Consider the following 14,391-nt stretch of genomic DNA (forward strand, 5'->3'; position numbering starts at 1 on the left):
TCACCCCTCTAACAAGTATTCATTCTGAATCTTGAACTTTTGAATTGTTGTGGAACCCGTGTTGGTTAAAACAATCACTGGACTAGCGCGTTCATCACCCAAAGAAATTACTTTGATCTTTTCTGAAGAATGAGTAATAGTTTCTTCCAGCATGTTTTCATCGCTTTCCGGAAACGGATGTTTGCCCATTTTGATTGGGATTGTCAGTTCACCATCAAAAATAATCTTCTCGATATCCATAGTTCCGGCATATCTTCCGATGTACCTTCTGCCTGGTAAATCCTCGAACGTCAGCACGATATCCCCCTTCTTAACATTAAAAAGAGCCGCCACTTGGGCGACTCTTCTATGATAGTCAAGGGTAGTATCATCAGCCATGATAATACACTCCAAATTAATTACTCTTGGACCGTAGGTGCTACCAAAATCGATTTCTCCATCCCGTCCTGCAATTTCAAGGCTGTAGTCCCTCGTCGGTGGTAACACCGGGATGTTATGCTTCTTCAGGCCAAGCCCAATCTCTCGAAAAGACTTTCCGTCAGCAGTAGCATTGATCATTATCCCTTACCTCCTCTAGCCTGCATCCTCCGCATCAAACTATCACGTTCACTCCAGAACACCTTCGCAGCCGATTCATCCGCGATATAAGTATCTCCTGATTTAATTACGAATTGATTACCGGTTCTCTCCGGATTTACTCCATTTGAAGCTTGAGGAACTGAGAATTCAGGCATTGTAAAGTCTAGTCTGTGCATTCGTAGGTTTAGGAGATTAAACAATGAATCCTGTTGTCGGTCATTAAGGATAGCTTCTCCAGCATGAGCGATAACTGGAACAGCAGCACCACGAGGACCTTTGACTACTCCCCCTTCACTAAAATGCTGGAGTTTACCTGTATCTTTATCAATCCCATACTTCTTACGAATGGCATCGTTTTGTTCTTGAAGGAGTCGCATGGTTTCAGCATCACCCCGGGCTTTAGCTGCATCCCAAGCATCTTTGTTAGCGTTATAGGTGTACAGATCAATTTCCTTTTGATATGCAGAGTCCTTCGAGGCGGTTCCTGGAGCCAAAGTTCCCCCAGAGACATCAGTAACTCCAAGTGAAGCACTTGCCGCAGCAATCTGATCAAGACGGCTCTGATATTCCAAAACAAATGCATCAAGCATTCCGAGTATCGTTTCATTCTTCTCGCTCTCCTTCAAAATCTGAATGTTTTTCAAATTCTCGGCAGACAGCTCAGTATTCGAAGAAAATTCATCAAAAGCGGAAGAGAGATTATCATAATGAGATTTAGCATCTTGAATTTTATCGTCAAAATCTTTTTCGCGAGTTGTTTTTTCCTCTTGCAACGCCGTTTTCTGATCTTCGAGCGCCTGTTTCGCAAGTTTACGACCATGTTCTCGATCTAAATCCTCAATATCCTTTTGGACTTGTTTCCGCTCAGCAATACCCTCTGGACCAACAGCAGACTGAAGCAACTCAAGACGGGCAACCTTCTCAGCACGTTGTCTTTCGTAGTCATCCTCATCATTACTCCGCTCCATAGCCTGAATCAATTCATCGATGGCTTTGATTTTGGCTTCTTGTGCTGAGGCAAATGCGTCCTTCTCGGCTTGGATACGTTTAATTTCCTCATCTCTCGCGCTGTCCAATAGCTTTTTCTGCTTGGTCACCGATTCAGATACTGCCTTGGTCATTTCGTCCATAAGTTTTTTCTTTAGATCGTAGACCTTCTCATCCGCATCCATTCGTTGATCGCTTCCTACCAGATAAGCTGCCTGAAGCTTCATATACTCAGTAAGTTCCTGTTGAGTAGTTATTTCACCGATGGCCTTCAAGTGGTTGATCCGTTTTTCAGCAGCAGAATAGTATTCTTTATCCAAATCCACTCTCTGCTTATATATTTTCTGTTCAAGATCCCATTGCTGTTCAGCAGATAAGGTTTTATCAGCCTGCATTTTTAGGTACTCTTGCAGTTCCCATTTCATGATGGCTACTTTTTGAGCACCAGACATCTCCATCTTCAAAGCTTCTTTAGTCATCCACTTCTCTGAGAACTCATACCGTGACGAAATCAGTTTCTTGGACGTATCTTGATACATTTTTTCCGCTTCTGCTCGTTGTTCTGCCTTTAGTGTCGTATCGTTGCGCATACGATTGTAAGCTTCAGCTTGCATTTGGTAAATCTCAACCTCAGACTTACCTTGACGCTCCATCTGATCTGTTTGTTTATCAATCCAATTGGTTGAATTTTTAAATTTCAGATCCGTAACCTTGTTCGTCAAGTCATACACTTGTTTAGCTGATTCCACACGCTGTTCCTCAGTGAGGGCCGTATTTTTGAGTTGTCCCTGATAAAACTGAAGCTGCGTCTTGGTCATTTCCATCTCGGAACGGCCTTTTTGACGCATGCGTTCAACACGAGCTTCCATATTGGCCTGTGCGGTATCAAATTGGTCGCTGGCATACTGATCCTTCATGTCTTCTTTCTCGGACTGCACATCCCCGATTTTCTCAGTCAGGCTTCGCCGCTTATTAGTCAATTCATCCGATTTTAGCCCGGACTGTTCGATCATCTGACGCTGCTCCTGCATCAGTTTCTGTATTTCTGTTTTAAGTTTCAATTGAAGCTCGTATTCGGCTTTGTACTCTTGGGAGTCTTTCTTCATGTTCTTCTGCCGTACTTCGGATTGTTTTAAAGACAACTCTTTGTCAGAGATTTTCATATCTTTGATTCCGAGTTTACTCTCAAGTTCAGAAACATCAATATTATAAAGTTCATCACTAATCCGAAGCAGTTCACTATCAGCGGTATTTTTTGCATCCTTTAATTGCTTCTGTGTAGGTTGTGTTGTACCGGCCTTTTGTGGAGAATAGTCAGCCAATACTTTATCTACATACCCTACATCTCCGTATCCGTCACCAGCATAAACTTTGTCATACTTAGCAGAGTAAGCTTTCATATCCGCTAAATTGTATCCACCTGATTTTTTAAACCAGTCAATGATACCAGCGCCCATGTTGTATCCGCCAAGAGCCATGGCGACATCCCCACCGGATTTCTTCAGTAGGTCTGATAACATCTTCGTACCTGCATCTATACTTTGTTTAACAGTTGAATTGTTCATGCCATTGACTTGCATGACATTGGTAATTCCTTTGGCTCCGAACGAGGATTCGCGTTGAATCACAGCCGCAACAAGATGTGGGTCAACATTAAATTGATTGGCAGCAGCATTAATCTCAGAAGCGTATTTACCGGCATATGCCACTCCACCAGAGGTTGTTTGGGAACTAATGGATGTCGGGTAGGAAGCATCTGTCGAAAGCCCAGGAATACGAGTTGCTCCGTTGTATTTCGGTGCCCAATAGCTATTATTTAAATCGGAGACCTTTAATCCCGATTCACCCATTTGTATGAACTTACTGTCCCCCATGTAAATCCCAACGTGAGAGTTGTCCTTGCCATTGGTATTGAAAAATACAAGATCGCCGACTTGTAGGTTTTTCTTTGTTACGGCAGTTCCTGCTTTGGCTTGTTGAGCTGCGGTACGCGGTACCTGTACACCGATCGTTTCAAACATCTCCTGCACAAACTGAGAACAGTCTGAATATGCTCTTTGTTTGAATTCATCAAATGAACCGGTAAATTCACCGCCTATTTTCTTGTATCTCATCACACCGGAGTTTGCCAGATCTACAGCAGTGGATAGCATTCTAGTAATATCTGAAGACGGTGACCCGCTTGTTGTTATTTCTCCCTGTGATGATACGAGTTGTGATGGATCGTTGTATCCTTGCTCGTAAAGCTTCTGTTCCTCCAGCAATGCCTTACGCTTTTCAGCGAGTATATCAAGGTATTCTTTGGACGACTTCGCAACTCTTTTCTGTTGTGAATCCAATTTTTCCAAGGACTTGTTGTAGCCTTCAATCGCCTTCTGTAAGTCTGTCATAATTTCTATGGTTTCTTTTTTCGCCTTGTTATTGTCTTCTACCCCGTAAGTGTCATCTTCCAGAAGCTTAGTCATGGCCTCAATCTGGTCATTGCTTAACTGTAGTTGACCAGCATATTTTTTAATGACATCATTTAACTCATTAAGTTTTTGTTTTTTAGCTTCAAGTTGCTCATTTGCCTTTTGTTGAAGAAAATTAGCTATGCCTTGATTCATAAGCTGCGTGCTATTCAATTCAGAAGCATTCTTCTTCTGCTCCTCGGTGATTTCTTTTTCAATATCTTTAATTTTCTCGCGCGCTTCAGCAAAGGTTGAGATAGACTCAAACTCTTGTCCATAAAATTGAATTCGTTTTAAACTTTCCATCGCAACGCTTCGTGTTGAATCCCTCTCAGCCTTCAGATCATCAATGGCTTTCTTGATTTTTGCTTGCCTCAATTTTTCTAGAATTTGACCTTCAAATATCCAACCATCCGTTGTTTTTCGTATCTGAGAAGCTAATTCAGGATATTTCAAAATCAAGTCTGCTACAGCAGATGCACTTAAAGACTGTCCTTTGGAGAGTGTGTCCGCAACTTGATTCAGCTCAGAAACAGAAGAAATACTCGCTTGAACGGATTCTCTCAAAGCCTTGGTCTGCTCAACCAGTTTTTCGGTCAGTTCTTCAATCGTATCCGAAGCCTTACCGTTTATTCCGGCTAAAGCATCTGACTCCTTTTGAGCTTCAACAGATTCAACTGTCATTTGTTGCATCTGAACATTCGCATCACTTAATGATGCTTCAAGTTCGCGATTTTTGGTCTCTAAAGAGCCCAGTTTCAATTGTAAATTCTCCAGTTGGTTGGATGATTCGTCCACGCTTTTGAAACTGAAAATATTCTTCATAAACTCCACACCGCCAGCGATCAAACTATTTTCAAGAGACTCTATCTTCTCCTTCGTTTTTTCAATAGCTGTGATGTTTTCATTCATTTGGTTCAGTAAACCGTTTTTCTGATCTTCTAATACAGCTTTTCTGGCTTCCCTTTGCTTATCAATGAGCGAATTAAGCGCAGCAATTTGTGTTTGAGTCGCCTCATCCGTGAACCCCGCTGCTTCAAGCTGTGCCAATCCTTCTTTACCTATAGTCATCGCCAGAGCCTTAGATATCTCTTCCAGTTGACGTTTCGCCTGTTCCTGTTTACTTGTGGATAGCGTTCCGCCATCAATCATCGCTTTTAAGGAATTATGAGCGTTGACCATCTTCGGCAACAAATCAATCTGACGTTGATACTGACTAATCATTTGTTGACTCGCTGAATCGTTGTCCTTCATCATCTGAATCCGATCACGTTCTGCTTTTTCGGCTTCTCCACTTTTCATCGCAAAAATAGCAATAGCTCCGACCAGCAGAGATAGTCCCGCAGTTGCCGCCGCCATGGTCACCGTAGCAGCAGCCTGTGCCCTGCTCAATGCACCGGTTGCCACTGTTGCCGTGGTGGTCGCTACAGCTTGTGCTTCCCTTGCGGCTGTCTGTTGAACTGTGGAGATAGTTACACCTTCGCTGGAAACGATATTAACCGTATTTGCTGCTGAATTAGCTGCTGTTGCAGTTGTACTTGCGACTGTTGAAACAGTTTCTTGCGCTTTGGCAGCATTCAGTACTTGAATTGCCGCAATTACAGACGTAATCGGACCGCTGAGGGCTTTATATGCCAGCAACAAACCGCTCAACCCTGCGGCGGCTGCGTATACTCCTGTAGGGATTTTTGTTAGGCCGATTAAAAGTTGGTCAATTCCGTCTAACACATCTTTAATCATCTGGCGCAATCCATCTTCGCCAGCAGTGTTAAAAATTTCAAGCAGTGAAGTTCTGGTTTGGGCTGCCTTGCGTTGGATCGTATCCATTTGAACGGTCAGATACTGCATTGTAGATCCGGAAGAGCCAACAGACGCAGCAGTTCCCAGCAAGATATCCCCCACGTTAAGCGATGCGGCAAGTTTTGCATACTGGTATACCCCACGAGAAATATCCGCATAGGATTGTGTGAGGTCATAGTTTTTGTCTGTCACCTGGATGGAAAGATCCAGTAGAATATCTTCCGCTTTGCGCCATTGTTCCACGCCATCGACAACCTCTTTGGTTTTGACACCAAGACGCTCAATCTCATCCACGGCTTTATCCGTCCGGATTGTACCGAGAACCGTTTTCCACATGTTACCCAAGTTCTCCCCGGATAAGGCTGTATTCCGCACACCGGAGGAGATCAGCCCGTTCATTACGTCAAAGGATACGCCAGTCTCAGCAGCAATCTTACCGGTTCTCTGAAAAGCAGCTCCTAAGTCACGAGCAGGAGCCATCGTATCGTGTGCTACCTTAGACCAGGAATCCAGAACCCGGTTACCGATAACCATGGCTTCATTCGCATTTGTGATGTGGACCCCATATTGAGACATCACAGACTCCATGGACTTGGTAGCGTCCTCAAGCTCTACCATGTCCACAGTAGACAGCTTTGTGGATTGCCGCACTAGCTCTTGTACAACGTTAACATCTTTGTACATACGGCCCCAGAGACGAGCTGACTCCGTGACATCCAAAATGTTAGAACCAAGTTCGTGAGCAGTTTGGATAAAGGCTTTTGTCTCGCGGTTTAGCTTTTGAGTATCCATAACCATTTTGTTCGTTCCATCTTCAAAATGAACAAAATAGTGTTCATTTGTCTGTACGTACCCAGCCATGTTGGATTCTATGTCTACCAGGCCTTCCTTCATGGCCTGGGTGACTTCGTGCATCGCTTTGTACATCGTATGGAAGACAACGGCATGTGAAGCCATGTCTCCTATTCTACCAATCCAACTTTTAGAGACAGCATCCATTGTGGACCCCATCCGTTTGGTTTGCTGTTCAGTTTGTGACAAGGCTTGTCTGATCCGTTGTTCCTCTTGTAACACTTTTTCCCTGAGAGCTTCCTCTTTACGTTGTCGCTCAGTCAAGGCCATGCGAATCTTCTGTTCCTCTTGTAGTACGCGCTCTCTCGTCCGGTCATCCGTCCCTGTCCCCGTTGCCTTTGCTGCCTCCTGCCCGGTCTTAACAGAACGATTCTGAAGAATCTGCATCTTTTGTTGATGTTCACGTTCGGATTGCTCAATCTGTTGATTACGCCTTTTGATCAAGGCTTGCTGAGCCTGCATTTTAGCATCAATCAAGCGATTGGTTTGCTCCAACTGTTGAGCCCTCGCACCAAGCAAGGCAGTTTGAGCAAGTTTTTGCTTATGTTGAGCTTCAACTTCAGCGAGTATCTTTTGGCGGCGTTGATCCGCAGTTAAGGCCATCTTATCCATTGCTGATGATATATTCTTGTATGACTTCTCAGCGGATGATAACTCAGCATTCAGCGCCTTGAACGCATCAGCATTACCTTTAGCACCCGTATCAATGTTTTTAAATGATTGTAGCACTGTACCGGTGTCTAATTTTATCCGCGCAGCAACAACATCCCTGTTCGTACCCTCTGCCATATTGCCTCCTTCCTACCTTGGTTGGAAGAAACCAAGATCGGATAAGTATTTTGCTTTCTTCGGCTTTTTATTTTCAACCGAACCGCCATGAAGAGTGATTTCAAATTCACGAGAACGCTGTTTTTCATTCATCAGTGCTCGTATTTTAGGTATGGTCATATTAGGCCACTCTGTATCAGATATTCCGTTGCTGATACAGAGTGCCCATAGACCCATCCAGTCCGTTCCTGGTTGATCTACTTCACCATCCTCAGAATACTCATCATCGTCATCGGAATCAGGATCTGGAGGAAAAGACTCCTTATAGAAATCGGTCCAAAACATCATCCAATGCCTGGATGCCCTCCATGTCCACTTGTTCAAACTCTTCATCCGTTAGTCCCTCTACAAAGATCATGTCAAATGCTTTCAAATACGCCTGCTCAATAGCCGGACAGTCAATAGCTGGGATATCCTGCTCACCAACTTGCGTTGCTTCAATAGCATCCCGTCCAATGACGTAACTAAAGCGAATGCCTTTGAGATTCTTGGCATGTTGTCGCACTTCCCGGATCAACTTTATTGTCCCGACCTTGATAGTTTTATGGATACCTTCAGCCAAACGCACAGTGCTTCCGATATTCAAAGTCTGGTCCAATGTCTTCTCTTCTTGGGTTTCAACTGCTTGTTCAAATTCACTCATGTTCATTCTCCTTTGAATTGAAATATATTTTTTACCCAAAAAAGAACCCCACCGATTACCGGCAGGGTTGAGTGTGATGGTTTAAATTCCGAACTTGATTGTCATTGCATAACCGTTCGGATTTTCCGGTGTACGATCCGGCTCCATAACTTGCAAATCCATGGTAGACGTATTAGCTTTCTTACGCTCCTGAGAAACGTCAAGCGTACCCCCGCCCAAAGCCTTGAAGATTGTAAGTTGGCATTGAATTTCGCTGTTTGTTTTATCGTCAATCAGTTTAAAACGATGTGTGAATTTGAATGCAGTAGGACGGCGAGTTCCGCTGAAAGAAGTCTCCGTTCCTTGTTCAGTCCAAACATAAGTCACAAGCAGTTCTTTTCCGTTATTTGCAGCCGTTGATTCAATTAATCCTTCTGCAGTAATGGTGTACTGTTGATCTGTAGGTGTTGATGCTACTCGGGTAAGTGGTGTCAACGCATCTGTATCAGGGTCTTTCAGATATACTTCGTCACTATCCTCGACGAGCGTATTACCAAAAGCAAGCTTATAACCACCTGATTTCAGGAATGCTGTCTCTGTTTCATCAAAGGTAATAGACCCTTTCTCTGTTTTACCCCCTTGGGACATATCGGCAATAGCTGCTGAATAACGCGGAACTTCAATACTTACTTTGTCTTGAAGGTCCCCTGCGGTGTAGTGAAAAGCATAACCACTGTCGCCGCCCATAACCGCCTGCCAGTCAAATTGCAGTTGTAACGTAACCTTTGTTACCTTGTCCTCAACGTACTTAATTGTGTTATCCAAATTACGGGCTACGATTGTTCCTACGCCATCAAAAACGAGTGGTCTCATATTTATCCTCCTTGGGTATAGAGTTGATTAAACAAGCTCCCAGAGCCGTGCATCAATCTCTTCAATTCGTTTATATTCCTTCGTTTCTTCATACCCTTCAACCGGTTCCTTGCCATCCATCAATCCGAGTTTTTGTGCGAGACGAACCTTTTCTCGGATCAACTTCTCCAGCTCAGGAAATTCTTCCTTAGGTTCCGGTTTGGTATTTGTTACTTCAGTTTGTTTTTCAGACATATCCTCACCTCAATTCATCCGGAGATAGTCCACGTCGAAAATGGCCTTATATCCTTTAACACCTTGTATTCCAGTTGCAAAATCAGCATCATATGTCAGTACGCAAAGGTATGTGGCCCATCCCGGCATAGTGATCCGCCTATCATGAAAAACACGGAATGCTCTTTCGAATAATCTCTTGGAGTCATAGCCAGTACCGGCATAGAAATCAAGACAGAATTTCCCTTCGAATACTAATTGGTTGGGAGAGAAACGACCTGGCATCACATATTGGCATATATGCGGAACAGTTTCATGACTTACGACGATTTCGGGTTCCATTCCTTTTGTAAATCTCTTCACGATCTCCTTTGAAGGAGATGAAGAATTAAGATTAAGCATTTCCATGAGTTCAGCGTCACCTTTAAGCGCATGCTGCACAGCATCTAACAATTCCAAACTCAATTCTTCACCTCCCGGAAGTATCGGTGGTATGGAAATTCCGTAATGACACGACTAATCCCGTTTAATATCCGATCACGATTGGATTCAAGAGCGATACGCATGAAATAAGTAGGAGGAGTAGCTTTGAACGAAGGATCAAGGTCCCCGCGTTCTGCCAACTCCTCCAAATCTACACCTGCGTATCCACCTTTGGACTTTTTAATTGTGCCGTCGATAGCTCGGTAAGTACCTCTACCCCGGCCTACGACTACCCGGCTACCCTTTGACCTCAGCTTGTTCCATGCCTCACTGTTCATATAACTGATCAAACCGGAGTTTTGGCTCGGTCCTGCCATAAGTGAGCCTTTACCGAACTGTTCCAGCCAGGCTTGCCAGTAATCAGCGGTGATGTCACCTGAAATCATTTGGTTCGCCAGCACAATCATTTGCATTTCCAAACTCTCTCGGACATCAGGGTAGTACCGAATACCGGTCTTCGCAGTGAGTAATACAATTTTCGTTAGACCTGTGATTTCAACCGCCAACTTGTTTTCCAAGTCTTTTGCTGCACGTTCAGCATCATAACCGGTAATCATCGCCGGTCCTCGCATAACTGAATGTGCAGCAGATTCGGATACTTGATCCGATCCACTACATCCACTTGATATTTCTTTCCGGAAATCACTATACGGTCTGGACTCATCAGTGCCGGGTCGCTTGGTTCCCTGACATCCACATTGGCCTGTAAAAGGAGAACCAGCGATGTTGTTGATAGAAGACCAGGCTCCTCTTGCTTGAGTTGAGCAGAGACATGTTGAGCAAACCCAATGACTTCAGCGGCAACAGGTGTAAACTCAGGTTTGCCCTTTGGATTGTCATTCGTATCATACTCCTGCATGTACCGTTGAACTTCCGCAGTAACGTTCGTTTTGATTAAGGAACAATATTTGTCTTTGGTTGCAGTAAAACGGAGGGTTTGAACCAAGAATGTCATATCATTCTGCACGACATCCCCAGGCAATACAGGCGACTTAGGCGAAAAAAGGCCGTTGTACATGTACTCTTTACCGAGAACCGTAGTCGCCTTTGTTTCTCTGGACAGAATGACTTTATCCTGTTCCCCATTTACAGAGCAGGGAGAATGTCTATGAACGAAATCTTTAAACATCAGAAACGCCGCCTTTCCTTCTCCCTAGTGGGACCAGACAACATTAATAATGGAGCATCCATGGTCTCTTGAAAACTAGAGATCAAGCCGATGAATTCATTTGCCTCTTCAACGAGTTGTGAGGCACGTATATCCCAATTAACTGCCTGATTTTCGAAAGAGAAATCGAAATCTTTCATCGTTTTTTTGATTCTCGCAGCCATAGATGGAGCCAGTATAGCAGCAACCATACAAATACCTGCTGCATATACATAGGCTTGATCATCACCAATCAAATCAGCGTAATCTGGAACTTGCTTTACAATCCTCGCTTCAGCGATTGGTAAAACAGAAATAGCGTCTATGTCGGAGTCAGATATTACATCCTCACCAACGCCTAGACGCCCTCTTATTTCTTCGTGATATGTTTCTGTCGCAAGTATTTTATTCGCCACCAGCGTCACCGCCAGTTGCGGCAATCGCCTCTTTCAGCTCATCAATACCCATTTTTGTATAGCCAGGGATTTTCATTTCCTTCGCAACAGATTTCAATTCTTTCAGTTCATCATCCGAATCACTATTTTGGATGTCAGATTGCAGTTCATCAATCTGCGCCAAAAGTTCAGCCTCGCGCTTCTTTGATTCGTCCAACTCTTCCTGAAGCATTAATTCTCGTTCCGATGGGTTGTGCGTAGAAATTGGATCGACTTCAACGATCTCTGCCAGTAACTCACCAGTTGCTGCATTGCGAACTTGCTTTTTAGCAATCTCAACAAGTCCATCAGGGGCATCTTTTACGATGTCCCCTGCGTTGTATTCACCAACAGCATCAACCAAAATTTTCACAGTAGTCATAGGTTATCCCTCCCTCACGCCACTGTAGCAAAAATGTGCCAGTTGACGTATTTCAAACGTGGCAGCACAGTTGCCCCGTTAATTACTTGCCATTGGTCAGGGTCGCCTTGAATCAGTTTAGCGAGTGCGAATTTTCCGGTGTGACCAGTAAAGATGTCTTCGTAGTTGTTCGGGCTCGTCACTAGGTCCATGATAGAACCTGTCATGCCTTGACCAATGATGATTACAGCGTTGTCAGGGATAAACGGGTAGAACGTTCCTTTATCGTCAATGTATCCACCGTCATACACTTCGTATTGAAGACCATTCAGGTTTTGACTGACGATTTCTGAAAGCGAACCATCCGTTACAATATCTTTGCCGTAGGTGAATTTGATCAGATCGCGGATTTTTTCGTTTTGCTTCAAGTAACTGTCCACTTTTTTATTAGCTACAACTTTAACACCTCTTGCGCCACTCCCCCTGAATCTAAGAAGCCATTCATCAAGATTTTTCAAAGGATCAGCAGTTGCGATATTGTTCCAAAGGACATCAGCTGTAGGCTTGTTATTTGCCGGAACGCCGTAGTCGATTGTCCGAGAAGGTTTATTCGCAGTTGCTGGAACAACAAGGCTGCCTGTAAGTGATTGCCAACGCATCCACTCGAATCGAGTTTCAAGACGTTGGTTGAGATTCACCATTTTTTCAATCATGTATTCTTCGCCCCAAGTTTGCTCAAGGCTCGTGCCCGGCTTACGAAGAGTAGCAATCTTTTCTCGATCAATGATTGCCTTCTCGCGCCATTCCTGGTTGGTGAATTCCATTTGTTTCACAACAGGAGCGGCATGGATCGGTGAGGGATCATTGAGTCCAGTAGGTGGGGTCATGCCGGTATCGTCGTAGGTAACATCATATTTAATTGTCAGCCCGAGTTCTGGTTTGAAATCCACACCATTTGTCAGGATTTGAGCACCTCGAAAACTGTTAATATCTGTCCGAATGTTCTGAACGACTTCCGTAAGGAAGTACGGGTCGAGTACGTTTGCCATTTAATTTGTTCCCCCTTATACAAAGTAGCAAAGTTTAAGCGCCGTTTTAGCCGCTGAATCAATGCCTGTAATTTTAGATTCAGTGAAAATACCAGCAATCCACGCTGAAGCGCCCATATCGGTATGCGTAGTATCCTGATCATTGTCCAAAATGCAAACAGCGTCTTGCGAACCATCGGATGCTGAAGAGAGATAGGGAACGAATTTATTAGTAGCTGTTACCCTTGCAAGGACAGTACCTTTCTTAATTACTCCGTTCCCTTTTGCAAGCAACACGCCACCAGGAATCCGCGCTTGCAAGTCCGTGGAAGCAAGAACTTCAACAAATTCCTGTGTGTTAATCTGACCTGGTCCCGGTGCGCCGTTATATTGAGATCCAATCATATTACTTATCCCCCTTCAGTAGGTTACTTCTGCCCGTATTTTTGAGTGCGGCAATGGCATCTGCTCTGGCAGCTTCTTTTGCCTCTGTTTGGAGTTGTTCTGGTGTCTTTTGTCCAGCGGCTTGCGTATTAGTCGGTGCTGTTCCATTTGCCGCTCCCGCAGGAAGGTCTGGTTTATCTCCTTCGGTATGACGACCACCACCACCCAACGCAGCTTGAGCCTGAGCTTCGTAAGTCGCGCCGATTTTTTCGATCTCAGATACTGGCAAGTGGGACAACATTGCTTTCATAGTTTCCGTATTAAACGCTTCTCCCAACGCACGGACACCAGCTCCGCAAGCTTGCTCCGTAACCTTTGTCTTGTAGACTGCACCATCAGCAGCCTGAGCGCTCAGTGTAGCCAGCTTTGAGGTAATGTCCGCATCTTTTTCAACGCCCAACGCAGACCGGACTTGTCCGAGTACACTATTTGCAGCCGTAAGTGCGATTGTTTGAGTTTGTGCTGCTGCCAAAGCAGCTTTTTGTTCTTCTGTCACAGTGTCATCTCCTTTGGCCTGTGTTTTGGCCTGTTCTAATATTTGGTGCTGTTTGGATACAAAAGCGTTCATGCCGCCTTTGTTACTGAAAAAATAAAAGACGCGTCCATCGCCATCCAGCGACTTCGCATCTAAGGGAAGTGGTTCATATTCAGTTTTTTGTTGACTCTCAGATTCTTCAGGAGGCTTCATAGATAGAGATCCGCGAGTTATCCCCGCCCCCTCATAGCCTCCGTCAAACACAATGGAATTTTCCATAATGTAGCCATCATCAGCAAGAACAAGGCATTCTTTTCCATCGTACTCTTGGCCCCGCATGTGAGAGCATTCAGCTCCCCTAAAATAGTCACCCCCACAGATACTGCAATTATGTTTCGTAGTAACGAATCCTGCTGAAGTGTCAAATATTGTGCCAGAGTCAATACCGGTAGCCAATTGATCAGTAGAAATACCATTCGCTTCAAGCCCTTTTGCCATGTAGTGGTCACCGTAAAGCTCCAGTTCTCCGCCTTCCTCAACTATCCGGCTGTCGAATGTCCGTCCATAAGGAAACGATAAGGCATCCCACTTTTGCCAAGGATGATCCACGAGCAGAGCAACGCCTTCCTTGACCTGGTCAGCCATCTTTCGCAGAAAATTCGGGGTAATCTTCATTTTGTATTTATCAATCCGCTTAGTTCCAATGATTCTGGCTTGAAACACATGAGCCTGATCATCAGTGAGGGGTTGAAGAGCTTTCTGATTGATCTTCGTCAATTGCTCAGATGTTGGCTTTGCCATTTATTTCTTTTCAC

Annotated in this window: 14 protein-coding genes; all 14 read right to left on the reverse strand. The window is 44.4% G+C overall.

The features are described from left to right. The 14 genes from MHB85_RS19165 to MHB85_RS19230 all read right to left on the reverse strand — a co-directional run bounded on the left by MHB85_RS19165 (position 1) and on the right by MHB85_RS19230 (position 14,377). A complete protein-coding gene (locus tag MHB85_RS19165; protein ID WP_341073455.1) occupies positions 1-558 on the reverse strand; it encodes a distal tail protein Dit in 558 nt (185 codons plus the stop codon). Continuing rightward, a complete protein-coding gene (locus tag MHB85_RS19170) occupies positions 558-7,457 on the reverse strand; it encodes an NlpC/P60 family protein (protein ID WP_341073456.1) in 6,900 nt (2,299 codons plus the stop codon). The genes MHB85_RS19165 and MHB85_RS19170 overlap by 1 nt, the downstream gene beginning before the upstream one ends. A 12-nt stretch (positions 7,458-7,469) precedes the next feature. After that, positions 7,470-7,784 (reverse strand): hypothetical protein, encoded by a 315-nt coding sequence (locus tag MHB85_RS19175; protein ID WP_341073457.1) that lies wholly within the window; start codon positions 7,782-7,784, stop codon positions 7,470-7,472. After that, a complete protein-coding gene (locus tag MHB85_RS19180) occupies positions 7,759-8,139 on the reverse strand; it encodes a hypothetical protein (protein ID WP_341073458.1) in 381 nt (126 codons plus the stop codon). Before MHB85_RS19180 ends, MHB85_RS19175 begins: the two co-directional genes overlap by 26 nt. A gap of 81 nt (positions 8,140-8,220) precedes the next feature. Continuing rightward, a complete protein-coding gene (locus MHB85_RS19185) occupies positions 8,221-8,991 on the reverse strand; it encodes a hypothetical protein (RefSeq protein WP_341073460.1) in 771 nt (256 codons plus the stop codon). 27 nt (positions 8,992-9,018) lie between these two features. Continuing rightward, the gene (locus MHB85_RS19190; protein WP_341073462.1) at positions 9,019-9,225 is read right to left on the reverse strand and encodes a hypothetical protein; all 207 of its coding nucleotides are present in this window, start codon (positions 9,223-9,225) and stop codon (positions 9,019-9,021) included. Positions 9,226-9,234: 9 nt separating this feature from the next. Continuing rightward, positions 9,235-9,669 carry a hypothetical protein gene (locus MHB85_RS19195; RefSeq protein ID WP_315370874.1) on the reverse strand — a complete coding sequence of 145 codons (435 nt, stop codon included), beginning with the start codon at positions 9,667-9,669 and terminating at the stop codon, positions 9,235-9,237. Continuing rightward, positions 9,666-10,244 carry a hypothetical protein gene (locus MHB85_RS19200; RefSeq protein WP_341073464.1) on the reverse strand — a complete coding sequence of 193 codons (579 nt, stop codon included), beginning with the start codon at positions 10,242-10,244 and terminating at the stop codon, positions 9,666-9,668. The genes MHB85_RS19195 and MHB85_RS19200 overlap by 4 nt, the downstream gene beginning before the upstream one ends. Beyond that, a complete protein-coding gene (locus MHB85_RS19205) occupies positions 10,241-10,816 on the reverse strand; it encodes a hypothetical protein (RefSeq protein WP_341073465.1) in 576 nt (191 codons plus the stop codon). The genes MHB85_RS19200 and MHB85_RS19205 overlap by 4 nt, the downstream gene beginning before the upstream one ends. Then, positions 10,816-11,250, reverse strand: coding sequence for a hypothetical protein (locus tag MHB85_RS19210; RefSeq protein WP_341073467.1), 435 nt, complete (start codon positions 11,248-11,250; stop codon positions 10,816-10,818). The genes MHB85_RS19205 and MHB85_RS19210 overlap by 1 nt, the downstream gene beginning before the upstream one ends. Next, positions 11,240-11,650: a hypothetical protein gene (locus MHB85_RS19215; RefSeq protein WP_341073468.1), complete on the reverse strand. Its 411-nt coding sequence runs from the start codon at positions 11,648-11,650 to the stop codon at positions 11,240-11,242. Before MHB85_RS19215 ends, MHB85_RS19210 begins: the two co-directional genes overlap by 11 nt. A gap of 14 nt (positions 11,651-11,664) precedes the next feature. After that, the gene (locus tag MHB85_RS19220; protein ID WP_341073469.1) at positions 11,665-12,678 is read right to left on the reverse strand and encodes a major capsid protein; all 1,014 of its coding nucleotides are present in this window, start codon (positions 12,676-12,678) and stop codon (positions 11,665-11,667) included. A gap of 15 nt (positions 12,679-12,693) precedes the next feature. After that, positions 12,694-13,062: a head decoration protein gene (locus tag MHB85_RS19225; protein ID WP_341073470.1), complete on the reverse strand. Its 369-nt coding sequence runs from the start codon at positions 13,060-13,062 to the stop codon at positions 12,694-12,696. Position 13,063: 1 nt separating this feature from the next. After that, the gene (locus MHB85_RS19230; RefSeq protein ID WP_341073471.1) at positions 13,064-14,377 is read right to left on the reverse strand and encodes a hypothetical protein; all 1,314 of its coding nucleotides are present in this window, start codon (positions 14,375-14,377) and stop codon (positions 13,064-13,066) included. Between the last annotated feature and the right edge of the window lie 14 nt (positions 14,378-14,391).

The sequence above is a fragment of the Paenibacillus sp. FSL K6-4396 genome, assembly GCF_038002525.1.
In the GTDB taxonomy this organism is placed as follows: Bacteria; Bacillota; Bacilli; order Paenibacillales; family Paenibacillaceae; genus Paenibacillus; species Paenibacillus amylolyticus_B.